This window comes from Solibacillus sp. FSL W7-1472, assembly GCF_037969775.1.
Taxonomy (GTDB): Bacteria; Bacillota; Bacilli; order Bacillales_A; family Planococcaceae; genus Solibacillus; species Solibacillus silvestris.
The window spans coordinates 360,622-384,643 of the sequence record NZ_CP150208.1 but is presented as its reverse complement, the minus strand read 5'-3'; the positions used below and the strand labels follow the sequence as shown (position 1 = coordinate 384,643).

The 24,022-nt window shown below is 40.3% G+C and carries 22 protein-coding genes and 1 riboswitch; of the genes, 7 read left to right on the top strand and 15 right to left on the bottom strand.

From position 1 onward, the window contains the following. The first annotated feature begins 111 nt into the window (after positions 1-111). The 4 genes from MKY07_RS01880 to MKY07_RS01865 all read left to right on the top strand — a co-directional run bounded on the left by MKY07_RS01880 (position 112) and on the right by MKY07_RS01865 (position 4,403). Positions 112-1,008 carry an alpha/beta hydrolase gene (locus MKY07_RS01880; protein WP_339263623.1) on the top strand — a complete coding sequence of 299 codons (897 nt, stop codon included), beginning with the start codon at positions 112-114 and terminating at the stop codon, positions 1,006-1,008. A gap of 24 nt (positions 1,009-1,032) precedes the next feature. Continuing rightward, the gene (locus MKY07_RS01875) at positions 1,033-2,202 is read left to right on the top strand and encodes an acyl-CoA dehydrogenase family protein (protein ID WP_339263622.1); all 1,170 of its coding nucleotides are present in this window, start codon (positions 1,033-1,035) and stop codon (positions 2,200-2,202) included. A gap of 65 nt (positions 2,203-2,267) precedes the next feature. After that, complete coding sequence (locus MKY07_RS01870) at positions 2,268-3,248, top strand: VOC family protein (RefSeq protein ID WP_339263621.1); 981 nt, start codon at positions 2,268-2,270, stop codon at positions 3,246-3,248. A gap of 102 nt (positions 3,249-3,350) precedes the next feature. Continuing rightward, positions 3,351-4,403 carry an AbrB family transcriptional regulator gene (locus MKY07_RS01865; RefSeq protein WP_339264612.1) on the top strand — a complete coding sequence of 351 codons (1,053 nt, stop codon included), beginning with the start codon at positions 3,351-3,353 and terminating at the stop codon, positions 4,401-4,403. Positions 4,404-4,678: 275 nt separating this feature from the next. On the opposite strand, the gene MKY07_RS01860 is transcribed toward MKY07_RS01865, so the two are convergent. The 7 genes from MKY07_RS01860 to MKY07_RS01830 form a co-directional block, all read right to left on the bottom strand. Continuing rightward, the gene (locus MKY07_RS01860) at positions 4,679-5,479 is read right to left on the bottom strand and encodes a carbonic anhydrase family protein (RefSeq protein ID WP_014824866.1); all 801 of its coding nucleotides are present in this window, start codon (positions 5,477-5,479) and stop codon (positions 4,679-4,681) included. 289 nt (positions 5,480-5,768) lie between these two features. Then, positions 5,769-5,897, bottom strand: a complete 129-nt coding sequence (locus tag MKY07_RS01855; protein ID WP_269454603.1) for a hypothetical protein — start codon at positions 5,895-5,897, stop codon at positions 5,769-5,771. A gap of 21 nt (positions 5,898-5,918) precedes the next feature. Further along, positions 5,919-6,353 carry an SgcJ/EcaC family oxidoreductase gene (locus tag MKY07_RS01850; protein WP_339263620.1) on the bottom strand — a complete coding sequence of 145 codons (435 nt, stop codon included), beginning with the start codon at positions 6,351-6,353 and terminating at the stop codon, positions 5,919-5,921. A gap of 36 nt (positions 6,354-6,389) precedes the next feature. After that, positions 6,390-6,872, bottom strand: coding sequence for a GNAT family N-acetyltransferase (locus MKY07_RS01845; protein WP_065217470.1), 483 nt, complete (start codon positions 6,870-6,872; stop codon positions 6,390-6,392). A 348-nt stretch (positions 6,873-7,220) separates the two neighbouring features. Further along, entirely contained in the window at positions 7,221-8,411 is a 1,191-nt protein-coding gene (locus tag MKY07_RS01840) for an acyl-CoA dehydrogenase family protein (RefSeq protein ID WP_065217471.1), read from the bottom strand. 10 nt (positions 8,412-8,421) lie between these two features. Beyond that, a complete protein-coding gene (locus MKY07_RS01835; protein ID WP_065217472.1) occupies positions 8,422-9,594 on the bottom strand; it encodes a saccharopine dehydrogenase C-terminal domain-containing protein in 1,173 nt (390 codons plus the stop codon). A 92-nt stretch (positions 9,595-9,686) separates the two neighbouring features. Then, positions 9,687-11,168 (bottom strand): aldehyde dehydrogenase family protein, encoded by a 1,482-nt coding sequence (locus MKY07_RS01830; protein WP_008406266.1) that lies wholly within the window; start codon positions 11,166-11,168, stop codon positions 9,687-9,689. A gap of 194 nt (positions 11,169-11,362) precedes the next feature. Here MKY07_RS01830 and MKY07_RS01825 point away from each other — a divergent pair, with 194 nt between their 5' ends. Continuing rightward, on the top strand, positions 11,363-12,160 hold the full coding sequence (locus MKY07_RS01825) for a TIGR00266 family protein (RefSeq protein ID WP_008406265.1): 798 nt from the start codon (positions 11,363-11,365) through the stop codon (positions 12,158-12,160). A gap of 53 nt (positions 12,161-12,213) precedes the next feature. On the opposite strand, the gene MKY07_RS01820 is transcribed toward MKY07_RS01825, so the two are convergent. From MKY07_RS01820 to MKY07_RS01800, 5 genes are all read right to left on the bottom strand, one after another. After that, positions 12,214-13,038, bottom strand: a complete 825-nt coding sequence (locus MKY07_RS01820; protein WP_339263619.1) for an undecaprenyl-diphosphate phosphatase — start codon at positions 13,036-13,038, stop codon at positions 12,214-12,216. Between the two features lie 23 nt (positions 13,039-13,061). Then, a complete protein-coding gene (locus MKY07_RS01815) occupies positions 13,062-14,132 on the bottom strand; it encodes a metallophosphoesterase (RefSeq protein ID WP_339263618.1) in 1,071 nt (356 codons plus the stop codon). Between the two features lie 363 nt (positions 14,133-14,495). After that, on the bottom strand, positions 14,496-16,691 hold the full coding sequence (locus MKY07_RS01810) for an MFS domain-containing histidine kinase (RefSeq protein ID WP_065217474.1): 2,196 nt from the start codon (positions 16,689-16,691) through the stop codon (positions 14,496-14,498). 145 nt (positions 16,692-16,836) lie between these two features. Then, complete coding sequence (locus MKY07_RS01805; RefSeq protein WP_014824875.1) at positions 16,837-17,523, bottom strand: response regulator transcription factor; 687 nt, start codon at positions 17,521-17,523, stop codon at positions 16,837-16,839. A 325-nt stretch (positions 17,524-17,848) separates the two neighbouring features. Further along, positions 17,849-18,715, bottom strand: a complete 867-nt coding sequence (locus tag MKY07_RS01800) for an EamA family transporter (protein ID WP_065217475.1) — start codon at positions 18,713-18,715, stop codon at positions 17,849-17,851. Between the two features lie 117 nt (positions 18,716-18,832). On the opposite strand from MKY07_RS01800, the gene MKY07_RS01795 reads away from it, so the two are divergent. Then, positions 18,833-19,063, top strand: a complete 231-nt coding sequence (locus MKY07_RS01795) for a hypothetical protein (protein WP_008406258.1) — start codon at positions 18,833-18,835, stop codon at positions 19,061-19,063. A 53-nt stretch (positions 19,064-19,116) separates the two neighbouring features. Here the strand turns inward: MKY07_RS01795 and MKY07_RS01790 are convergent, their stop codons facing one another. The 3 genes from MKY07_RS01790 to MKY07_RS01780 all read right to left on the bottom strand — a co-directional run bounded on the left by MKY07_RS01790 (position 19,117) and on the right by MKY07_RS01780 (position 22,641). After that, positions 19,117-20,103 carry a homoserine dehydrogenase gene (locus MKY07_RS01790; RefSeq protein ID WP_008406257.1) on the bottom strand — a complete coding sequence of 329 codons (987 nt, stop codon included), beginning with the start codon at positions 20,101-20,103 and terminating at the stop codon, positions 19,117-19,119. A gap of 644 nt (positions 20,104-20,747) precedes the next feature. Continuing rightward, positions 20,748-21,146 (bottom strand): hypothetical protein, encoded by a 399-nt coding sequence (locus tag MKY07_RS01785; RefSeq protein ID WP_339263617.1) that lies wholly within the window; start codon positions 21,144-21,146, stop codon positions 20,748-20,750. 190 nt (positions 21,147-21,336) lie between these two features. Then, positions 21,337-22,641, bottom strand: a complete 1,305-nt coding sequence (locus MKY07_RS01780; protein WP_008406255.1) for an O-acetylhomoserine aminocarboxypropyltransferase/cysteine synthase family protein — start codon at positions 22,639-22,641, stop codon at positions 21,337-21,339. A gap of 116 nt (positions 22,642-22,757) precedes the next feature. Further along, positions 22,758-22,872: riboswitch (SAM riboswitch) on the bottom strand. Positions 22,873-23,117: 245 nt separating this feature from the next. Between MKY07_RS01780 and nfsA the strand changes: the two genes are divergently transcribed. After that, the gene (nfsA, locus tag MKY07_RS01775; protein ID WP_014824880.1) at positions 23,118-23,852 is read left to right on the top strand and encodes an oxygen-insensitive NADPH nitroreductase; all 735 of its coding nucleotides are present in this window, start codon (positions 23,118-23,120) and stop codon (positions 23,850-23,852) included. Positions 23,853-24,022 lie beyond the last annotated feature (170 nt).

Genomic DNA, 24,022 nt, shown 5'->3' with positions numbered 1-24,022 from the left:
ATTTTAAAGATTCTCACTATTCATTCAATAAAAATCACTATAACTTTTAAATTTTTTTACAGGTATACTCAAAGCAGAAAATACTACTTATCATCACAAGGGGGTAAAACAATGACAATTTTTGACGGATTTCATAATAGTTACGTATTAGCAAATGGTGTACGTACGCACTATTCTTGGGCCGGAACAGAAGGACCAGCAGTGATATTACTACACGGAGCAGGACCTGGGGCTTGTGGCGCAGCCGGATGGCGTTTTATGCTGCCAGCTCTGGCAAAAGCAGGGTTCCGCGCATATGCAATCGATCAATTATCAATGGGCTTTACAGATGTACGCCCTCATGCATGGCCGGTTAATGGACATCAAAGTTTGGTAGATCATGTACATGATTTTATTGAAGCTTTATGTCTAGATGAAGTATCGCTTGTCGGTAACTCACAAGGGGCTTACGTTGCAGCCAAATATGCAATTGATCACCCTGAAAAGGTAAATAAAGTTGTTTATATCGGCAGTAATACAATTTATCAGGCGATGCAAGAAGTACCTGAAAGAAAGCTCCGTTCGTTCTTAGAAGTAATAGGTTACGATTATACCGAAGAATCGTTACGCAAATTTATGTATCGCAATTCCAATGAAGATACAGTCATCCCAGAAGAATTAATTCAACTGCGTCATCAAGCAGCAACCCGCCCTGGCGTAAAAGAGTCCAATCAAGTATTTGATGCTTACTTGGCAAGAATGAATGAAGAGCCAAAACTTTGGGATCGCTATTGTATAAAAGATACGCTACCAAAATTAAAAGTCCCTGGCTTATTTATCTGGGGTAACCAAGATGCTGTTGCACCAGTTGAAACAGGTTATAAACTTGAAAAACTGTTACCTAACATTAAATTTGAATATATTGAAAACTGTGGTCACCAGGCGCAAACTGACCAGCCGGAAATCGTTAACAAACTTGTGATTGACTTTTTAGCAGTCGAAAAGGGTCAAAAGGTTACAGCACAATAAATTATCTTTGAAAGGAATGGTTAAATGGTTACAGTAGTGGAAAATAAAGATCTTTATGAAGAAATAATGCAAAAAGCAAAGCGTATCGGTGAAGCAGCAGAGCTAGAAGCCATTGAAGCCGATCACAATTCAACAATTTCTCCTCGCATTGCGGATATTATCCGGGAAGAGGAAATTCACCGTTTAATTTTACCTAAAGAGTTTGGTTATCCACAACTTGATTGGCGCACATTCGTTGATCTGGTAAGCACAGTTGGTTATCATAACCTTTCAGCTGCATGGTTAACATACTTTTTCTCAGCCCATAACGCTTGGGTATGCTACTACCCAAAACACATTCGTGATGAAGTCATTAATCAGGGAGGTTTTGTAGCCGACGTATTTGCCCCAATAGGTAAAGTAGAAAAGGCGGAAGGCGGTTATCTTGTTTCCGGTAAGTATAATTTTGTAAGCGGTATCAACTATTGTGATTGGGTTGGCGTGGGCGCAATGATGAAATTTGATGACAGCGAAAAACCTGAACGTGTAGGGATTTTACTAAAAGTGTCTGACTTGGAAGTTGTAAAAACGTGGGATTCCCTTGGTCTTCGTGGATCTGGCAGCAATACTCTAATCGTCGATAACATTTTTATAAAACCTGATGCCATTTTACGCTTCAGCAAAATTATTGAAAACAGCCAGCCACCATATGAAGATTTCGACCAGGATTATTTATACTACAATACGCCATTCTACCCTGGCTTCTATGTAGGTTTTGCAGCAATGGCTGTTGGTGGTGCGGAACGTGTACTTGATGAATTTGAAAAACACACAGCAGGTCGCGTACGATTCTCAGGCGTGAACGAGAAAGAGTCCCCTACCAGCCAACGTGTGCTTTCAGAGCTGAAGCTTGAATTGCTTTCTGCTAAAACGCTATTAAATGAATATATCAATATGATGCAAACGGATAAAGGTGGTTCCTACGAAGGGGCTAAATATAAAGCAATCCGTGCAAAAGTTATCGATAAATGTACACAGATCGGTGTAAAGTCATTACTTACATTAGGGGGTCATGCGCTATTAAAAGGTCATCCGGTAGAACTATTTACTCGTGACTTAATGGCAATTGCAACCCACATTACTTCTTTATATGAAGATGGAATTTTAGGTTACGGTAGACATTTATTCGGTGTTAATACAAACATTCAAGGTTAATAGTAGAATTTGAAAAGATTCAGATGATCTTTTATAAAAACAAATATCTTATGAGGTGAATATAAATGGAAAAATTTCTTTACGCACCGGAAATCGCAAAATTAGGGCACGTTGCTTTAGTATCAGAAGACCTTGAAAAATCTTTATGGTTTTTCCGTGACACAATTGGTCTGGAAGAAACAGAAGTTGTAGATGGTGTACACTATTTGCGGGCTTGGGGTGATTTCGAACATCATACATTGTCAATTACAGCCGGTGAGTCATCTTATATCGATCATATCGGCTGGCGCACAAAACGACGCAAGGATGTAGCAACATTTGCCCAGTTATTAGAAGATGCGGGTACTGAAGTACGTTGGATAAAAGCCGGTGAAGAAGTTGCACAAGGTGAAGCCATCCGCTTTGAATTACCAAGCGGCCACCGTTTTGAACTTTACTATGATATGGAAAAGACGCCTGCGGATGAATCACGAAAATCCGTACTTAAAAACCAAACGTATAAATCTTGGGCTAAAGGTGTTTCTCCACGTCGAATCGATCACGTAAATTTGCAAACTTCTCACGACAATGCTGAAATTGTGCAATATTTAAAAGAAGCATTAGGCTTTAATTTGCGCGAATATTTCGTCAATCCGGATGATGTGCAAGTTGCAAGCTGGTTATCGGTAACAAACTTAGTGCATGACGTTGCAGTTATGTCTACCCCACGTTCAAAAGAGCCAAATGAAATGCACCATATTGCTTACTGGTTAGACAATGCTCAAGACTTGCTGCGCGCTGCCGATATTTTATGCGAAGCTGACGTACAATTCGTAGGTCCAGGGAAACATGGGATTTCACAAGCAATGTATATTTACGTTAAAGATCCAGGAAGCGGTTTACGCCTTGAAATCTTCACAAACGGCTACTTAATCTTCGAACCAGACTGGGAACCAGTAAAATGGACATATGAAGAATACCTTAAAAACGGTTCCGCATATTGGGGAGACCGCCGTCGTGACGATGTTGATCGTGAGGCACAAGTAAAAGAATTAGCGAAATCATAATAACTGTACCACCAGTATTCATAATGATGAAAGCTGGTGGTTTCTTAATAATAATCATAGCTATGTATACTGCTATAGGAAGGGGTGTTACTGTTGAAGGCAATGCTAAAGGTGTTAATTTTATCTTTAATTGGCGGTTATATTTTTAGTTTGTTGCACATCCCTATTCCATGGATGCTCGGCCCAATAGTTATTGTCATGTTAGCTCAATTCATTTATAAAGGACCTCTCAAATGGTCGGGTCAAATGCGGGATGCAGGTGTCGTCATTGTGGGTACCGTAATCGGTGTACAATTTAACACTAATCTATTCGGCATACTAGGCTCTATTATATTTTATATGTTAATATTAAACGTCATTTTAATAGGTGGTTCAATCGGTATTGCTTATTTGACAAGTAGATGGACAAAAATTCCAATTAAAGCTGCAGTTCTGGGAGCTATCCCGGGAGGTTTAGGTCAGATTGTTATATTTGCTGAAGAAGAAAAGGTTGAGGAAATCGGCATTATATCTTATTTTCAAGTAATCCGGCTATTACTAGTTGTTGTATTTGTACCATTTATTGTCGCTGGGCAGGTTATAAGTAAACCTCCCGCAGATGCTAAGCTGACAATCAGTTTAATATTGTTAATTGTCCTGGCATGGGCATGTTCCCATTTAATGAAACGCATTCATTTACCCGTTGCATTTTTCATTACACCAATCATTTTATTAATTACACTGCAACTCACAACACCACTTGTAATGCCACAAGTACCAGGAATCGTTATGGATGTTGCTCAGCTTCTCATTGGTGCACATATTGGTTTAATGCTCAAGCCACATATGATAAAACTGCCATTACGTGTACTGGCAGGTGGCATTTTCAGCGCCTTGGCATTAATTGCGCTAACATTCGGATCAAGTTTTTTAATGTCCTCGGCATTGGATACAACATTTTCCACAAGCTTCTTAAGCACAGCTCCGGGCGGTTTAGATCAAATGGTGTTATTAGCTGATGCTGTTAATGCGGAAGTCTCGCTTGTTTCAATGTTCCAAACCTTTAGACTACTTTTTATTTTTATTTTAATCATGCCCTTAATGAAAATATTTTACCGTTGGCGAGAGAAAAAAGAAATTGCTTACAATCAAGAAAACGGTGTCGTAAAGTATTGATATATAATAGAAGAAACTATACCTATTTTAAGAACACTGACAAACGAACCCGTCACATTGATGTAGAATTTGGGTGTACAGGAAAAATCAATCCTTTCCTGCACATCCAAATCAGAGCTTTATACAAATCATATAAATTTGGCGAGCTGCCTGGAAAATCGGAAAAGTCAATGAAAACAATATTGACCCTCCCCCTCTATTGAAAACCTCTATTTCTGCTCTGTTCTTCATTAAAATTTTTATGCTGAATCGTTCTCTACCAATTCTTCACTTCTTCATTCTCCACTTTTATTGATTTCCCGTTCATTGATCGGCTGAACAGGACGGTGATTATCGGGGAAAATCTTCTGGAAAGCTTTTATTTGTGCTTTTGACATTTCAATTGGCTGCTCAAAAACAATCCATTGTACTTCTTCTGTACAAGGAGGTGTCGTTAATGAACCGGCATATTGGAAAGTTGTTTCATTCTCCGGCAGTAAAGCCTGTAAGTCAATGATATGCTTTTCGGAATTACCTTTTGCCGTTTTATCTGTCGGTAATTCATTCCACATCGATGCAAACTGTTTATTTTCATTTCCTTCTTGAATCATTAACCCAATAACAGCCAGCTTTCCATCCTTGTCACTATGTACTAAATGCAGTTCCATATCATAGTTTTGCCCATTAAACTGGTGCTCGCTTGGTGTATGAAAATGAAATTGTGAAAGCTTGTACTCATTGTCTTCAATAATAATGTGATTGCTTTCTGTTGTGGCATTCGCCTGTATCGTATGACCGTTATTTTCGAGTGTATAAGGTGTTGGTTCATAGTGAATCTCATTCCCTTTTAAATTTCCATCTGCTTTCACTTCGGGAAACTCAACATTAATCGGCGATTGTTCACTTCCATTCACACATGCTAAATTACTGGGATGGAGTTCTCCCCAGTGTTCAGGTCCAGTCGATTCCTCATAGGACCAGTCACTCTGATCAGCAGTTGTTGTAATTACTTCTTTCTCTTCACTTTTTTGTTCCGCGCATGCAGCAAGCATCAAACTTGAGAACATCGCTAAAAATAAGTATGCAAGTTTCTTCATCTTCTGTAACCCCTCTTATCTCTAGAATAATAAAATTATTCCATATATAATTTTATTATCCAAATAAATATACTGAAATATCGAAATTCGGTTAATATAACCTAATCCTTTATCCATATATAGAATCATAATTTACACTTCTTTTAGTCATTTATACTTCATTTAGCATTCGCTCTTTCTGCTTATTTAAAACATTGATTGCTATTCGTTGTATAAAATAAAAAAGCAAGCTCAGTATGCTAAGCTCGCCCTTCTTCACTCTCAAAACACCCAAACACTATGTATAACCTTACGTATATTGCGCACTTATTTGTACTTCCAATTCGTTTACCTGTACTTGTGCCAGATGGGCAATCCAAAACACACCACATAAAACGACCGCACCCAGCACTCCCTTACTCTTCTTCCAATTAACCATTCCTATCACTCTCCACTAAAACTAAAGCAACTCCCTTAATTCTTCCGTCATTTCCTCCACTAATTCCGGTCTTCCATGAAACTGTGCAGGGGTATTTTGAAATAGCTCAACTTGCCAACCGTTGTCTTTTTTCACAGCGACTAGTGTTTGATGGGCATTTACTGCTGGTTCAATATCTGATTTTCCAGGAGGAATCATTCCTGCAATAGCATATAAAATTGCTGCATCAGTTCCCAGCGAACGTATCTCTTTTACTTTCGTTATAAAAGGAGCGGTTGGATGGTTTTCGAAAATAGTAAAAAGATTCGAAAAAATTTCTTCTTTGCCTATCAGTTTACTTCCATCAAATCCAATTTGGACTCCATGTTCTGCAAATGGATCAGACATCCCTTGAGCATCACGTCTATTCCAGGCATCAATGAGTTTATTGTATAGGTTTTGAACTTCAGTATTCATATTTATTTCCCCCTTTGATTATCTTTACTGACAAAGCTATACATTTAAAACCATTCGCACTGTTTTTAATATATGTCCCTCAAAATCATCATCGAACTCTTTCAAAACCTGAAAGCCTTTTGCATCATAAAAGCTTTTGCCGATTTCATTGTCCCTTTCGACGTTTATATAAATTTCCTCTACGCCTTCCAGTTCATTAATTCCTTTTTGCAATAAAGCAGAGCCAATCCCTTTTCCCTGATATTCTGGATAAAGGTAGATCGCCCCGAGTTCCGCTTTCCCCTCATCATTAACAGGAGAGAAATTCGCGAACCCTACAACAATACTGTCAATTTCAGCTACAAAAAGAAAAGAACGTTCCAATCGTTGTTTCATCCTGTCGTTATTATAGGCAACTTTCAGGAATTTTTCTTGGATCTCAAAAGGAATGATTCCTTCATATGTAGCATTCCAAGATTTTTTTGCCACATCCTGAACTTGAGGTATGTCTTCAACATGCATTTTCCGAATTATTACCATTTCAAATCTCCCCTTTAATACTGATTCATTATTTCAATTTTATATTAACGTGAATTTCCAAATAGCTAAGACGTCTAATTTACTCGACAGTTTAAATTTATTGGCCCATTTATAGGCAGTAATCGCCAATTGGACTGACTTATTCGTCACTTTTCTTTTCATATTCGTCATTTCACTTAACATAATCGTCAAATCCAGCGAGGTATTCGCCAATTTGAAATATATTAGCCGTATTTATTTTTTATTAGCCACTTTTACCTTTATATTCGTCAATCCGGCCGAATTACCTGTCTGCTACTTACAATATAAAAAAGCGAAAGGTCTGCATAACCCTTCCGCTTCATGAAGTTATTCAAACGGCCAGCTTGGCAGCATCCGGCGTAATTTCTTATCCGCGCGTTTGCCCAGCACATAATCTGCCTGCATCATTGTATGGATTTCACGTGTCCCTTCATAAATGACTGGTGCTTTGGAATTGCGTAAATAACGGGCTACTGGGTACTCATCGGAATAGCCGTATGCCCCGTGAATTTGAACTGCATCATCCGCAGCTTTATTCGCAAAGTCGCACGCTTGCCATTTGGCGAGAGATGTTTCCCTAGTGTTGCGCACGCCTTTATTTTTCAGCTCACCTGCACGATAAACGAGCAAGCGACTCATTTCATAGCCGGCTTCCATTTTTGCGAGCATTTGACCGACTAGCTGATGCTCACCAATCGGTTTACCGAAAGTTTCTCGTTCTTTGCAGTACTTGACGCTCGCTTCAATACATGACTGTATTAAGCCAACCGCGCCTGCAGCAACAGTAAAACGGCCATTATCCAATGCGGACATCGCAATTTTAAACCCTTCGCCTTCTTCACCGAGCAAATTTTCTGCCGGTACTTTGACGTCCTCAAAGAACAGTTCACCTGTATTGCCTGCACGAATACCGTATTTGCCCTTGATCGCCTTTGAGCTAAACCTTGCCCATTCACGTTCAACGATAAATGCGGAAATTCCGTGATGCGCTTTTTCCTTATCTGTATACGCAAAAACAAGGAAATGATCCGCAATATCACATAAGGAAATCCATGTCTTTTGACCGTTTAAAATATAATGGTCCCCATTGCGCTTCGCAAATGAACTCATCGCCGCAACATCCGAGCCTGCTCCGGGTTCTGTCAGACCGAATGCGCCGATTTTCTCTCCCTTTGCCTGGGGCACCAAATATTTTTCCTTTTGTTCTTCTGTTCCCCATTGCATGAGCGTCATACTATTTAAGCCAGTATGCACGGAAACGGCTGTACGAAATGCCGTATCTCCGCGCTCCAGCTCCTCACAGACAATTGCAAGCGAATTATAGTCCATTCCTGCTCCGCCGTACTTCTCCGGTACACAAACTCCCATTAAGCCCAGTTCGGCGAGATGCTTCCATATTTTCGGGTCAAAACCACCGCCCGCATCCCATTCCGCAATATAAGGGATAATCTCTGCATCAACGAATTGCCTCACAGTTTTTCGTAAAAGCGTCTGTTCTTCTGTGAACTCGAAATTCATCGCTTCACTCCTACCACTTTACAATCATCGATGAACGGTGTGATGTTTCTTTAATGTCAACACCACGGCTTGCCATTTCCTGAATAAACTCACGGCCTGGTACAACAGTTTCCGGTGCAAATACACCGCGCTCTCCAATCAGTCCTTTGCCGACCATTTGGGCCACGATTGAAATCGTATTTGCTGTCGCACGGGCCATCGCTGTCACGTTATGCTCTGTATCTTTTCGTACGACCATTTCATATTCATACGTAATTTGCTCTTCTGACTTTTCACCTGAAATAATTGCACGTAATAGTACGGCATCGACATTATTTCCGATATCCAGTTTTTTCTCCAAAACTTCTCTTGTTACTTCTCGGACATTTACTTCACGACCGCCAGCTTCAACGGTATTGTTTTTATCAAGGAAGCCTAAGTCAGCAAGCAGTTTGAACTGCTCGGCATGCCCTTTATAGCGGATTGTCTTGTATTCGAGTGTCTTCACATGAGGGAATGTTTTATATAACGTTGAAATTCCGCCTGATGTGTAGAATGCCTCCAATACTCCAAATTCGTCAAAGTAGATCGGCTCCAGTCCAGTTAAAGACTCGACCTCAGCAAGCACACCTTTTTGAATCATTTTCGAAGGCTCTGTATAGTGATCGAATACTCCATCCAGCGAGAACACACGAATATAATGCAGTGGAGGCTGTGGTGTTGTTGGAATTCCACCTACATAAAGTTTGATCGACTCTACCGAATCAATCTTTGTCGCCCCATAACCTGTCAAAATATTAATCATTCCCGGTGCTACACCTAGATCCGGAATAATCGTGACACCTTTATCGACCGCCTGACCGTGCAGCTCGAAAATAGATTCTGTAATCCCGCCAATGTGGCCTCCTAAGTCTACTGAATGTACCCCTGCATCAATTGCCGCTTTTGCCACACGTTCATTAAACTTATAGAACAGCGCATTCACTACTACATCGCCGTGGCTGATGACATCACGCAATGCTTTGTCATCTTCTGCATCAAGCTGTACAACTTCCACCTTATCTGTATTTAATGAATTAACGAATTCCATTGCAGGAGCTGTTGAAACGTCGGCTAAAAAAATCTTCTTCACATCTTCACTACGGACTAAATCGCGTGCTACTTCTTTCCCCATCAATCCTGCACCTAACACTACTACTTTCATGTAAACATCCCCTTTTTTATTAAGTCAATTACGCATCAGCGTGATTGCGTCCACATATTTTTTGAGATGCGATGATTCGAGTAGATGAATCATCAAGCGTTATTATCGATTTGGGCACGTTGCAACTTGCCGCTGTAGTCTACATAAATACTCTTCCATTCCGTATACACATCAAGCGCTGCCTGCCCTGAATCGCGGTGGCCATTTCCTGTACCCTTTGTACCGCCAAACGGCAAGTGAATTTCCGCACCTGTTGTACCGGCATTTACATAAACAATTCCTGTATCAAGCAACTGCTGTGCTTTGAAGATTTTGTTAATATCTTGTGAGAAAATTGAGCTTGATAAGCCAAACTTCACACCGTTATTTACTTCAATTGCCTCTTCCAAACTGCTAACTTCAATAATACTAATAACAGGACCGAAAATTTCCTCCTGCGCAAGAATACTAGTTGCCTCCACATCGGTAAAAATTGTCGGGGCATAGTAATAGCCTTTTGACAATTCGCCTTCTGATAAAATTTCTCCGCCAATCAGCAAGTTTGCGCCTTGCTGCTTACCGATCTGTACATAATGATTAATTTTTTCCAGTGCGGCCTTATTAATGACAGGCCCCACTTTAACTGAAGGATCCAATCCATCTCCGATTGTCAGCTGCTTCGTTGCTTCCACAAGACGATTTTCCAACTCCTGTTTTACATTTTTATGCACGATTACACGGCTGCATGCTGTACAACGCTGCCCAGCCGTACCAAAAGCACTCCATAAAATACCTTCAAGCGCTAAATCCAAATTAGCATCATCCATTACAATGACCGCATTTTTCCCGCCCATTTCAAGCGAAACTTTCTTCAGATGTTTTCCGCCAAGCTCGGCTACTTTGCTTCCTGTCGTTGTTGACCCTGTAAAGGAAATCACACGGATGTCCGGATGCTCGACGATCGCTGTTCCCACCGTAGGACCGGAACCGAATACAACGTTGACGACACCAGGCGGTAAGCCGACCTCTTCAAATATTTTGGCAAGCTCGTAAGCCATGAAAGGTGTTTCGTTAGAAGGCTTCCATATAACCGTATTACCGGCAACGAGTGCAGGGAAAGACTTCCATGTTGCAATTGCAATCGGGAAATTCCACGGCGTAATAAGTCCAGCCACTCCAATCGGTGCGCGTACACTCATCGCAAACTTATTCGGCAATTCCGACGGGACCGTTTCTCCAAATAAACGCCTTCCCTCCGCTGCCATATAAAGTGCCATGTCGATTCCTTCTTGCACTTCCCCGCGTGCTTCTTCAATGACCTTGCCCATTTCCTTCGTTAATATTTGCGCAAGATGTTCTTTCTTTTCTTTCAGTTTAAATGCAATTTCATATAAATAATCCGCACGCTTTGGCGCAGGGACAAGTGCCCATTGTTTTTGGGCCTCCTTCGCCTTTTGTGCAGCAAGTTCGACTTGGAATTTTGTCGAAAGTGGTATCGTTCCTAACTGTTCACCATTTGCAGGATTGATCACAGGCATCGTTTGCAATGAATTGTCTTCTATCCATTCTCCACCAATAAAATTTAACAGCTTCATTTCTCCACCTCACAAATTCTCATTTACCTTTTTATTATTCGACATTCTCTACTTTATTCCCTTTTTCTCTCAAAAAGAATAACGAACGAATATTATTCATTGCCAAATATTATTTTCTCCGTTTTGAAACTTTTGGAATCTTCAAGCGTATCTATTATTGTAAATATTAAATTGAATTGTAAGGGGACATAAAAATGAAAAATCATGAAATCGACTACGTTTTACACGGCGATGATATGCAGTTTGTAGAAGTGGAGCTTGACCCGCAGGAGACGGTTGTAGCAGAAGCCGGAAGTTTAATGATGATGGAAGATCAAATCCAGATGGAAACAGTATTTGGTGATGGCTCTGCAAATCAGGGCTCCGGATTAATGGGAAAATTACTTGGCGCAGGAAAACGTTTAATTACAGGTGAAAGCTTATTCATGACAACGTTCACTAACAACGGCATGGGCAAGCGTAAAGTGTATTTTGCTTCTCCGTATCCAGGTAAAATCATTCCTATGAATTTAAGTGAATTGGACGGCAAAATCATCTGTCAAAAAGACGCATTTTTAGCTGCGGCAAAAGGTGTATCGGTTGGCGTAGAATTCCAGAAAAAATTAGGTACAGGATTCTTCGGTGGTGAAGGGTTTATTATGCAAAAGCTTGAAGGAGACGGTATGGCTTTTGTGCATGCAGGCGGTACAATTTATGAACGTAAACTTCAGCCAGGCGAAACATTGCGCATTGATACAGGCTGTCTAGTTGCGATGACACAAGATGTAAACTACAATATCGAAATGGTAAGCGGCATTAAAACGGCTTTATTCGGTGGAGAAGGTTTATTCTTTGCAACACTTTCCGGTCCTGGTACAGTTTGGGTACAATCATTGCCATTCAGCCGTCTGGCAAGCCGTGTGTTTGCTGCAGCACCGATTTCTCAAGGCGGTGGCGGTAAAGACGCAGGTGAAGGCGGCATCGGCGGATTATTTGATCTGTTCAATAAATAAAGGCAAAAAGGAGCTGTCCCGCGCATATTATTGCGAGACAGCTCCTTTACTTGTTATACAGCTAAAACGATGATTAATATAAGTGCCAGCACAATTCGGTAAATCGCGAATGGCGTTAATTTCACTTTAGAAATCAGCTTCAGGAAGAATTTAATCGAAATAAGTGCAAATACAAATGCGCTTACAAAACCTACTGCATAAAACCAAAAGTGATCGGCGTTAATTTGATCCCAGTTCTTAACAAGCGACAAACCGCTTGCCCCTGCCATAATCGGCACGGCCATAATAAACGTAAAGTCCGCTGCTGTTTTATGGTCCAATCCAAGCAATACCCCGCCTGAAATCGTTGAACCCGAGCGTGAAAACCCTGGCCAAAGCGATAAACATTGGATAAATCCAATTTTCAGTGCTTTACTGTACGAAATATCATCCAGTGTCGTAATGGCCGGCTTTTTAGGTCCAAATTTATCAGCAATAATCATAAAGATCGCTCCGATAATTAATCCTACAATTACGGTTTTGATGCTGAATAGGTTTTCATCGATAAAATCTTCAAACAGTACGCCAAAAATACCTGCTGGAATAATACCGATAATTACATGTCCCAGATTAAAACGAGTCTTTTTCTGTCCTTCTATTTTATATAATCCAACTAAACTTAGTAATCGTTTCCACATAACGAAAACGACTGCCAATATCGATCCTAGCTGAATAACAATTTTAAATGTATTTGCCGAACCTGATCCTAAAAATTCCTTCGTCTGCAACCACATATCATCAACAATAATCATATGTCCTGTTGAGGAAACTGGCGCAAATTCGGTCATCCCTTCGACAAACCCTAAAATTAAAGCTTTTAATAGCTCAATCCATTCCATTTTCTGTTCCCCTTTTTGCTTTCTTATTCGCTAAATTTTACATCTATTACCCATAATTCAGAGCGACTGCCAATACGTGTCGGAGGCCCCCAAAAACCAAAGCCGCTCGAAACAAGCGCATGTAACTGCTCTTTTTTGAGAAGGCCGTAATCCAACTCAAAAGTTCTTTCTGTTATGAGGTGGTTTGGCCACATTTGACCGCGGTGCGTATGTCCCGAAACATGGAGATCCACTCCTAAACGAGCCGGCTCATCCAAATCCAGCGGCGTATGGTTCATAACAAACCAAGGCAAGTTTGCCTTTTCGGGCTGCATCTCTTTTAAGGCTAAACGGTTTTTGTTCGTCACATCTTCCCGCCCTGTTAAATAAAAACGATTCGCCACTAAAATTGTTTCATCCATTAGTATTTTAACGTTTGCTTCTGCCATTTCCTTTTTAAATTCCGGTATTTCATTACCGTAATATTCATGGTTACCCAGTACTCCGTATACACCATATGTCGCCTTTAAATTTTTCATCACTTCGACCATGTCTTTTTCGACAAAGCGCTTTGGACTATCATCGACAATATCACCAGGAAGAAGCACTAAATCAGGATTTCGTTCATTTGAAAGCGCAACAAATTTCTCCAAATGTCCTTTCCCTGACAACAAACCGAGGTGGAAATCCGATGCCATCACGATACGCATATCATCTCCAGGTTTATCGATGTTGATTGTCGCATTTCGAACTACCGGTGAATAAGCAAAATATGTACCTGCAATCAATAAAATAACGAGTAAACCAACAACCCCTGTACCGACCATTTTCGTTGTAAGCGGTGTAAACTTGATGATTAAGTTGGCGATGATACAAAGGAAGAGCCCGTACTGCAAAAAGAACATCCAATAGCTGCCGAGCACCGAAAAGGGCGTTAACAGTGGATGGAGCTTTCCTATAAAATAACCGTATGATACGAAAAACAGCACTGTCCAATAAATAATCGGCCAGCGAAATTGCTGAATCGACAACAGCCATGCCCTAAAATTCCAGCCAAGATAAAAAGTGAGACCACTGTATATCGCTAATGCTACTATGCCTAAAAGTATACGCATCGGAATGTTGCTCCTAACTTATTTTTTATCTACAATGTGCTATTTTACTATATTTTGGACTTATGGCGTTAGTCAATAATATTATCATCTTTTAAAATGTCAAAGACGATCAGTTGCAGTTTTCTAATAAATTCGGCTTTTTTCTAATATGGCATTCGCTTGTTCTAATAAAACCGGGGTTTTCTAATAGCCTCGCCGGATTTTCTAAAATGTGCATGTACTTTTCAAATAACAGATCCGAACTTTCAAATATCCGATGCACTTTTTCTAATAAAAACTTTTTTCTTCCAATATATCCCCACGCGCACCACCAAAATAAAAAACTACAGCAAGGCACACACCCCTCGCTGCAGTTTTCATTCCTTATTTATCTGTTGGAATACTAACCGTCACTTTAAACAGATCCCCATCAACTGCGATGTCCAATTGCCCGTCATGCAAATCAACAATTGACTGTGCAATGGCTAGCCCCAGCCCTGAACCTTCTGTATGACGTGATGTATCGGCACGTTTGAAACGCTCGATTAATTGGGACGCTTCCTCGTTCAGCTCGTATTTCGCAACATTTTTCACAGTCAATTCGGCATTCCCCTCATACGACTTCAAGTTGACGTAAACACGTGTGCCTTCCAACGAATATTTACGTGCGTTAATAATTAAGTTATCAATGACACGCCACCATTTTTGCCCGTCCACACGAGCATAAATCGGCTGTTCTGCGATATTGATACGTAAATCCAAATTGGCTGCTGCAAAGTCTTCTCCATGCTCACCGACCGCCTGCTGCAACAGTTGTGCTAAGTCTATGCGCTGTTTCGTAATTTCTACATTGCCGCTTGCCATTTTCGATACTTCAAATAAATCTTCAATTAATGTTTTTAAACGATTCGATTTCGCATCTAAAATGTCGATATATTTTTTTCGCTCTTCCTCTGTGATTGCTGGATTTTTCAGTAAATCCGTATACGTAATAATTGATGTGAGCGGTGTACGCAAATCATGGCTGACATTCGTAATGAGCTCTGTTTTCATCTGCTCACTTTTTGCCTGTTCATTCATACTGTTACGGACACCTTCACGAAGCCCATTTAAATTTTCGGCGTGTCTTGCTAAAGGAGATTTCCCTTTCACCTTTAAATCTTTTGTGAGACGGCCATGTGCCATGTTTTCAGTATGCTGCATAATACGGTTCAGGTAGCCCATACGACGCATGAACATATAGAGTGCCGGAATAAAGAACACTACAAATAAAAACATATAGAACAGGAAAACACCGAAACTGCCTGCTGTCATAACAACGGCAAATCCAAAGCCTCCAAGGAAAACAACAAGAAGCAATATTAGTGACTGCATCCCGATTGAACGATTTTCAAACATTGAGATGGCACCATCTACAAACTTCGCCGTAAATGTCTCCGGCCAGATTTTCTCCACATCACGTTGCCCTTTTAAACTTACCCATATTGAAACAACCATAAAGACGATTGCAACAATAAGCGCAAAACTGATAACGCCTGTCACGATAAAATCCGTAAGAAAACCCGAACGATTATCCGTATAGTGATAAATTAGCGTCTGTATGGATCTTGTAAAAGAACCATTAAATATAAATGCAAAGTATGTTGCAATAAGAGTTGCTACGATTCGAATATCAATAGGGAAACGTTCAAATAGTTCACGTAGCTGGAACTGACGATTGAACTGTTCAAGCGTCGGTTTTAAAGAAGTCATCAATAAAACGAAACTGATAATTCCCCCAAGAATAATGCCGTAATACACATATTTCGTAATGATAAACGCACTTTTTTCATTGCTTATATGAGTGTTTGCGATCCAACTAGCCGGCACAGTTACAACACCCGAAATATCCGATAAATCCTGCTCAAGTGTATAGCTATCTTGCAGAATCCCCATGCTATCATACTCATAATAATTAAGCGGATAGAGACCTGAGAGGTTTTTCCCTACATTATTTACTTGTTTTTTAAAGACACTCTTTTCACTAATATCGCCATTACGGTAAACTTCTCCGGTTTTTTCATCTTTAAATTCATAAGCAAAGTGATTGTATTTGCTCAAAACTTCTTTCTTTTCTCTTTCAATTTCTTTTAGCTTCTGCTGAATTGCTTTTTCCTTAATTACTAGTATTTTTTCTTTTACATACTCATCATCTTCAAAGTTTTTCTTAATGTCGGCAATTTTGGCATCACGTTCTTGTTCGATTGCCTCAATTACTTCCTGATCTTGTGTTGTGTTTATTTCGCTTGAATACTGCTCTTTAATATTTTGAATTTGCTCAGCAAGGGAGCCGTAATATGTACGGTAATCGTACATTTCCTCATCCGATACTGTTAAAGCCCCTTTAAATTCCTCTTCCGTCGGCGTGTTAAACACATATTGCGAGAACTCGTATACTAAGTTCTCTGCCTCGTTGTTATAGTTTTGCGATTCATAAAAAGTTTTTCCTAAATAACGACCGCCATTAGTAAAAATTAAACTGAGTGCAGTTGCCACCACAAACATAAGAAAAAGCTGGAGGTATAATTTATTGTTTTTCATTTTTCCTTCCTCCTCACTTAATTATAGAAAATATAGGAATTGCTTTACTAAGGGCACGAATCGCCCTGTCAAATAGTCGATAAAATAAGTCCCGATAAAATAAAAACCGATCACCGCGCCGAGAGCTCCAACCCAAGAGAGAATTTTACTTTTCAATTTTATAACCCAATCCCCACACCACTTTTAAATAACGGGGATTTTTCGGATCGGCTTCGATTTTTTCACGGATTTTCCGGATATGCACGGCAACAATATTCTCTGCGTTATACGCGGGTTCATTCCATACGAGTTCGTAAATATCGCTGATTGAATAGACGCGCCCCGCATTTTTTAGTAGAAGCTCAGTTATTTTATACTCAGTCGGTGTCAGTTTGACAGGTTCTCCGTCCACACGGATTTCCCGCGCTGCAGCGTCCAGCTCCAGTCCTTCAACAAGCGGAGCGGCTTCTCCTGCCGTGCCGAAGTTGACATAGCGTCTTAGCTGGGACTTGACGCGTGCCATCAATTCAAGCGGGTGGAACGGCTTTGTAATATAATCGTCCGCACCTACTGAAAGCCCATGAATTTTATCGCTTTGTTCCGCCTTTGCACTGAGCATAATAATCGGGATATTGCGTTCTGCACGAATTTTGAATGTGGCGGTAATCCCATCCATCTTCGGCATCATGATGTCTAAAATCATACAGTGTACTTCATTTTGTTCAAGCAGTTCGATTGCCTCAAGCCCGTCTGCCGCTTTTAACACCCGGTAACCTTCATTTTTCAAATAAATTTCTATGCCGTCTCGGATGTCCTGATCGTCATCTGTTACGAGCACCGTCAGCTGATTCATCTTTGCTCACCTCACAACTTTTTCTTATAAGTTTATAATAAAGCCCATTTCTTAACATCTAACTACTGAAAATCTGAAGAAATTCTTAAGATTTCTTATTTTACATTAAATGAGATTTTGCTTTCGAGGAAGTATTGTCTATAAAAATAGCCGGTTCTACTTTATACGGGATTTGTTCTACTTTCACGGCCAAAAATTCTACTTTTCATTTAAATGGTTCCACTTTCGGGCCAGAACTTTCTACTTTCAACACAGTATCGGCTAATAAACGCAGGCACAGTGCCACATCAGTGATTTTTTCATAACAAAGCAAAAAAACTGCCTCCTATGAAGCAGCTTTCTTTGTGCCGAATGTTAACACAATTATTCCACCTAATAATAGACTAACACCAGTCCATGCAACAAATGTTAAATGTTCCCCTACTAAAAACACACCGAGTAATGCGGCTGTTAAAGGTTCGGCTAAGCTCAATGTTACCGCGGCCGACGAACTGATTTTCTTCAAGCCGCCTAAAAATAATATGTATGCCAAACTTGTAGCAGCAAGTGCCATAAAAAGAATCGGCCATATATTCACGCCTTCTGTCAGCCAGCCAAAACCGTCTTTTGCTGCAAGCGGCAATAAAAATAAGGCGCAAATGGAAAAAGTCATTGCAACAGCAGGCAATGTTTCTTCCCGTTTCATCAACTGCTTACTCACATTCGTATAAAGGGCAAACATGGAACCTGCAGCCAATGCTAACCCTATGCCAAGCGGGTTGATCGCCGTCTCACCTTGATTCATAAATAACAGCAGGCAGCCGACAATGGCGAGCACTGTTGCAATTGCCCATACGAGAGTTGGACGTACTTTCCAAAAGATCCACTCGATGAATCCCGCAAATACAGGCGCGCTGCCGATTGTTACAACCGTTCCTACTGCAACTCCAGTAAAGCGGACAGATGTGAAAAACAGACTTTGGAATAGAGCAATCGCGATCGCCGCTAAAATGGTCCACTTCCATGACCAGTTACGAAATGAAATTTTCCGCATTGCCAAAACCGCAAGTAGTAAAACGCCTCCGCCAATACCCGACCTTACACATGCTACCGCAAACGAAGAAATCCCTTCCGTTAAAAAGGTTTGTGTTGTTCCGACCGTCCCCCAGAGCATGGCGGCCATAAGCACAAACAAATACGGTAAAATATTCACATCCTACACCCCATTTTTATTAATTATGCTATCATACGTTAGAAGTCCATACGAGATGAAGTTTTGTTAAAATCGATTTATAATAAGATTAACTTAAACTAAAAAGGAGGCATCATGATGTTTAAAACAGTAGAACAAACTGCAGCAGATATAGGCATGCCTGAACATCAGGTTTTACAGTACATTTATGCTGGTCGTATAAAAGCAGTACATGATGGTGAACACTTTTTAATTAATAGTGCGCAATTTGATACGTACCATCAGCAACTCGAACGAATTAAAGAAGAAATTGAAATTTGGAAAAACACTCCGATTCCCGAAGATGTCGATATAAAAGATGAGGACTAATAGAAAAGAAGCGAATTCGTTCATCGAGTTCGCTTCTTTTTAATCTCTTCTTATTAAATAGTGACTGTAAACCCTGCACGTTTCCCGATAATCTCAGCATAATCCTCTACCATTACACTTGCTGTCGGATACATCCCGGCGCCAGGCCCAATTACGGATAATGTTCCGATATAGTTTGTCTCCATCGTCACCGCATTGAACACATCATCTACAGGATAAAGCGGATGTTCATTGTTCACGAGTAGTGGTGCCACTTTTGCATGAATTGTACCGTCTTCGAGTTTTTCCACTTCTGCCACATGACGATAGCGAAGACCTTGCGCTGTTGCTTCCGCTACTTGTTCTGATGAAATTGTATCGATTCCGATCACTTCTACCTCTGCCCAATTTGGCTGTTCCCCAAATGCAAGGCTCGATAAAATCATCAGCTTTTTAAATGCATCCTGACCCGATACATCGTTAAATGGATCCGCTTCTGCATAACCTAATTGCTGTGCTTCTCTCAATGCTTGTTCAAAGCTCCAGCCCTCTGCACGCATCTTTGTTAAAATATAGTTTGTTGTTCCATTTAAAATTCCTTGAACGCAGCTTACTTCGTTGACCAGAAGAATATTTTTCATTGTTTTAATAATAGGCACACCACCTGCTACCGTTGCCTCAAAGCCGACGAATACACCATTTACTTTCGCCAATGCTTCGAGCTCCTCGCCCCGTTTTGCAAGCATTACTTTATTCGCTGTAATGACATGGCATTTTGCCTCAACAGCACGTTTTAAGTAAGTGAATGCAGGCTCTTCATTTACAATCGCTTCAAATACAACTTGCAGATTATTTTCCGCCAGTACGTCATCCATTGATTCCGTCATTAAATGTTTTGTGCCCGGTACACGCTCACGGCTTGCATCGGTTACTAAAATCTTCGCGACCTCCAGTTCAACACCCAGCTTTTCGCGAAGCTCCTGCCTCTTTTCATTTAAAATATGGTAAATTCCCTGACCTACTGTGCCAAATCCTAAGATCGCTGCCTTGATTGTTGCCATTGCCTTTCTCCTCCAAATTCTTAACACGCATATATTAACGAATAATTCAAAAAATTTATCTTAAAGAAAATTCTATCCTATATAATACATGAAAACAAGGATAATCTCGCCTAGAAGGACATTTGTTTACTGTAAACGGTCAATATTCATTCAAATTTTATTTTTTAAGAGCTAATTTGGAGACTATGATGTTAATATTTCCAGTCACTACTTGTGTTTGGGGCTAAGTAGTTGAGAGAGTTTTGTTATGTTCTAATATATTCGGAAATCGTCTAATATATTTTGAAATGTTCTAATAAAATTGCGATCTTCTAATATAACCGGTTAATGTTCTAAAATGGGGTCGCAATCTGCTAATATCCACACTCCATTTGCGAATATCGCTCACACTTCTTCTAATATCGCTCATCATTGTTCTAATAAATCGCAAACACCGGTTTCAATAACCATTTCCTGCCCGGAAAATAAGCGTACCCAACCTTCAAATTCACCCAAATTCTAATAACATCGACATTTCTTCTAATATCCCCAAAATTTCTTCTAATAATCGTTTTCATACTTCTAATAAACCATATACACCGTGTAAAAAAATCACCGAATAAAAAAACACTAGCAAGGGGGCTCGCTAGTGTTCCGGAATTATTTTATACTGCCACGTTTATATCATTATATGCCCGTAAACGATAGGCAGTTAAAATCTTGGTCATGACGATTTCCTCTTTTGCCGAGAAGTCAGGGACCGCGTATGGGCGCTCTACTAACTGAAATTCCCCATATTTTAAGAACCACTCTCTAGCTGGCGACAAAATATGGGCTGTACCATGAATTCTGTATTCCTCGGCAACTTCTTTTATAACATAACCCGCTGTGGCAAGATCGTGAGCTTGTTCTGAGAAAGCACTGTGTCCGAAAACATGCTGCCACATCGTATTCACATCCGCCAAAATTTGCTGGATCGCACAAGCGTTCACAAATTCCTTTACGTCATTTAGTTCATAAATAATATAGGCTGCAACGTTTTGTGCACTGTATACTTTCCCCATGTTGAACAACTCCTTTTCTTCCAATGATGCTGCAACATCACTTTAAATTTTTCCGGTTGGTAATATAATTATCCCAATTGTATTACTAGGTATTTAATTTGTCAATAAAACTTATAAAAATAGTAGGGATTAATTTTCTAAAAATTGCTTAGCTTTTCGAATGGGAAAAGCTAAGCCTATTTTTAAAGCATTATGCGTTTGTTTCTACTCCAACTTCCGCTGCAACTTTCGCTAATGCCTGCTCTAAATCCGCGATAATATCTTCCGCTGCTTCTAACCCGATCGATAAGCGAATGAGTTCTTCAGATACGCCGGCAGTTTTTAATTCTTCCGCAGATAACTGTTGGTGTGTTGTGCTCGCAGGATGGATAATTAATGAACGGGCATCGCCAACGTTCGCTACATGTGAGAACAATTCCACGTTATCGATTACTTGGCGGCCAGCTTCACGTCCGCCTTTAATTCCGAACGTAATGATTGATCCGAAGCCGTTTTTCAAATACTTTTTCGCTAAATCATGTGTCGCAAAATCTTCAAAGCCGTTGTAATTCACGTACTCCACAAATGGGTGGTTTCTTAAATACTCGGCAACTTTCTGTGTATTTTCATTGTGTCGGACAATACGCAAATGAAGCGTTTCAAGTCCTTGCAGGAAATTAAATGCCGCGTCAGCAGATAATGTTGGACCAAAATCACGCAATAGTTGAACACGAAGCTTTGTCGCAAATGCAGCGCCTGCTGTGTCAATTCCGTATCTTAGACCGTGGTATGAAGTATCGGGTTCTGTAAACCCTGGATGTCTTCCTTGTGTCCAGTCGAATTTACCGGCATCAACGACAATCCCGCCGATCGTCGTTCCATGACCGCCAATCCATTTTGTTGCAGAATGAATGACAACATCCGCGCCGAATTCAATCGGATTACTTCCATATGGGGAAGCAAATGTGCTGTCGATTAATAAAGGAAGACCATTGTCATGAGCGATGTTTGCTACCGCTTCAATATCCAGTACTTTCAAGCTTGGATTTCCGATAATTTCTGCGAAGATTGCCTTCGTTTTATCAGTGATTGCCGCTTGGAAATTTTCAGGATTTGATTCATCTACGAATTTTACTGTAATGCCGTAACGAGGCAATGTTGTCGCGAATAAATTATAAGTCCCACCGTAAAGTGAACCTGCCGCAACAATTTCATCCCCTGCACCGGCTACGTTTAAAATAGAAAATGCTACTGCTGCTGCGCCAGATGAAAGCCCTACTGCAGCTGTGCCCCCTTCTAATAAAGCAACCCGTTCTTCAAATGCCCCGACTGTCGGGTTCATAATTCTTGAATAAATATTGCCTGTTTCCTGTAATGCAAATAGACGTTGCGCATGAGCTGTGTCATTAAATGCATAGGCCGTTGTACGGTAAACCGGAACTGCAATTGCTCCTGTTTCCGGGTCTGGCTTTTGACCCCCGTGTAATAATAATGTTTCTGGTCTTAAATTTGTCATTTTAATACCCCCAAAAATTTAATCGATGGTGAAATCGGTGTTTTTGAGGAGGATTTTTTAAATGAAAAAAACCCCCTTCAGTTAAGAAGAGGGTTGCGCATGAGCAAGTTTGCCTCCTCTTATCTTTCAAAATGATTGTCCATTTTGTAGGATTTAGCACCTTAGTCAGTTCATCACTTACTGGTTGCCGGGCATCTCAGGGCCTATTCCCTCCGCCGCTCTTGATAAGAGTTATGTGATTTGTGTTCCATCGTTGAGTCTCAGTATAAAACATACTAATCCGATATGTCAACACAAAAAATTAAAATTTTCAGATTTCTATTCTGATTACTCTTATCTGTATTTAACGATATGCAAAAATTTCCTCCCTATGAATTGAATAGACGCTTATAATCGACTTCAACTAAAATATTGACTAAAATAAGCTTGAAGGATATACCATTAAGATTTTTATTACATAAAAGGGAGATGTTCACGTGAATACAAAAGAATTATTACGCAGTCACACATCTGTTCGCAAATATACAGGTGAGGAAATTTCAAAAGAAACTGTCATCGATTTAATCGAAACAGCACAAATGGCGGCAAGCTCGCATTTTGTGCAGGCATACAGTGTTATCTGGGTAACGGATGAAGAAAAGAAAACTAAGCTGGGTGAACTGTCTAAAAACGAATTCCAATTCAAAACAGCTGGTGCCTCTTTCTTGTTTTGCGTAGATTTCAAACGTTTGCAGGTAGCTGGTCAAAAGCACGGAGTCGATATTTCTGCTGACACGGCTGAAAACGTGCTTGTAGGTGTAGCAGATGTTGCATTATTTGCGCAAAACTTTGTTATTGCAGCAGAATCAATGGGTTACGGCATTTGCTATATTGGCGGTGCCCGTACAAATCCTAAGGAAATTAGCGAGCTGTTCAATTTACCGGAATATGTTTTCCCGCTATTTGCGATGACGATTGGTACACCGACAAAACGCAATGAAACAAAACCGCGCTTACCAGTAGCTGCGGTATTGCATGAAAATGGCTATGACGTTGATCAATACGATACGCTTCTAGATGAGTATGATGGAATTATGGAAGACTATTACAGCAGCCGATCTTCAAATCAAAAGACGGCAACATGGACAAAGCAAATGGCTGATTACTTAGTAGAACAAAATCGTCCACATATGAAAGAGTTCCTCGCTTCACAAGGTTTCACTTGGAAGTAGGCTAATAAACCAAAAATGCTATTTTTCTCTGTGAGAAAAATAGCATTTTTTTGCTGAGCGTTAAAAATTGATTTCCATTCCGGGACGCTTTCCGCGGGCACGGCCTGAGCCTGTAGTCTCAGGCGTCGTGCTGTTCCCGCTGGAGTCGCCCTACATTCCAATCAATTTTA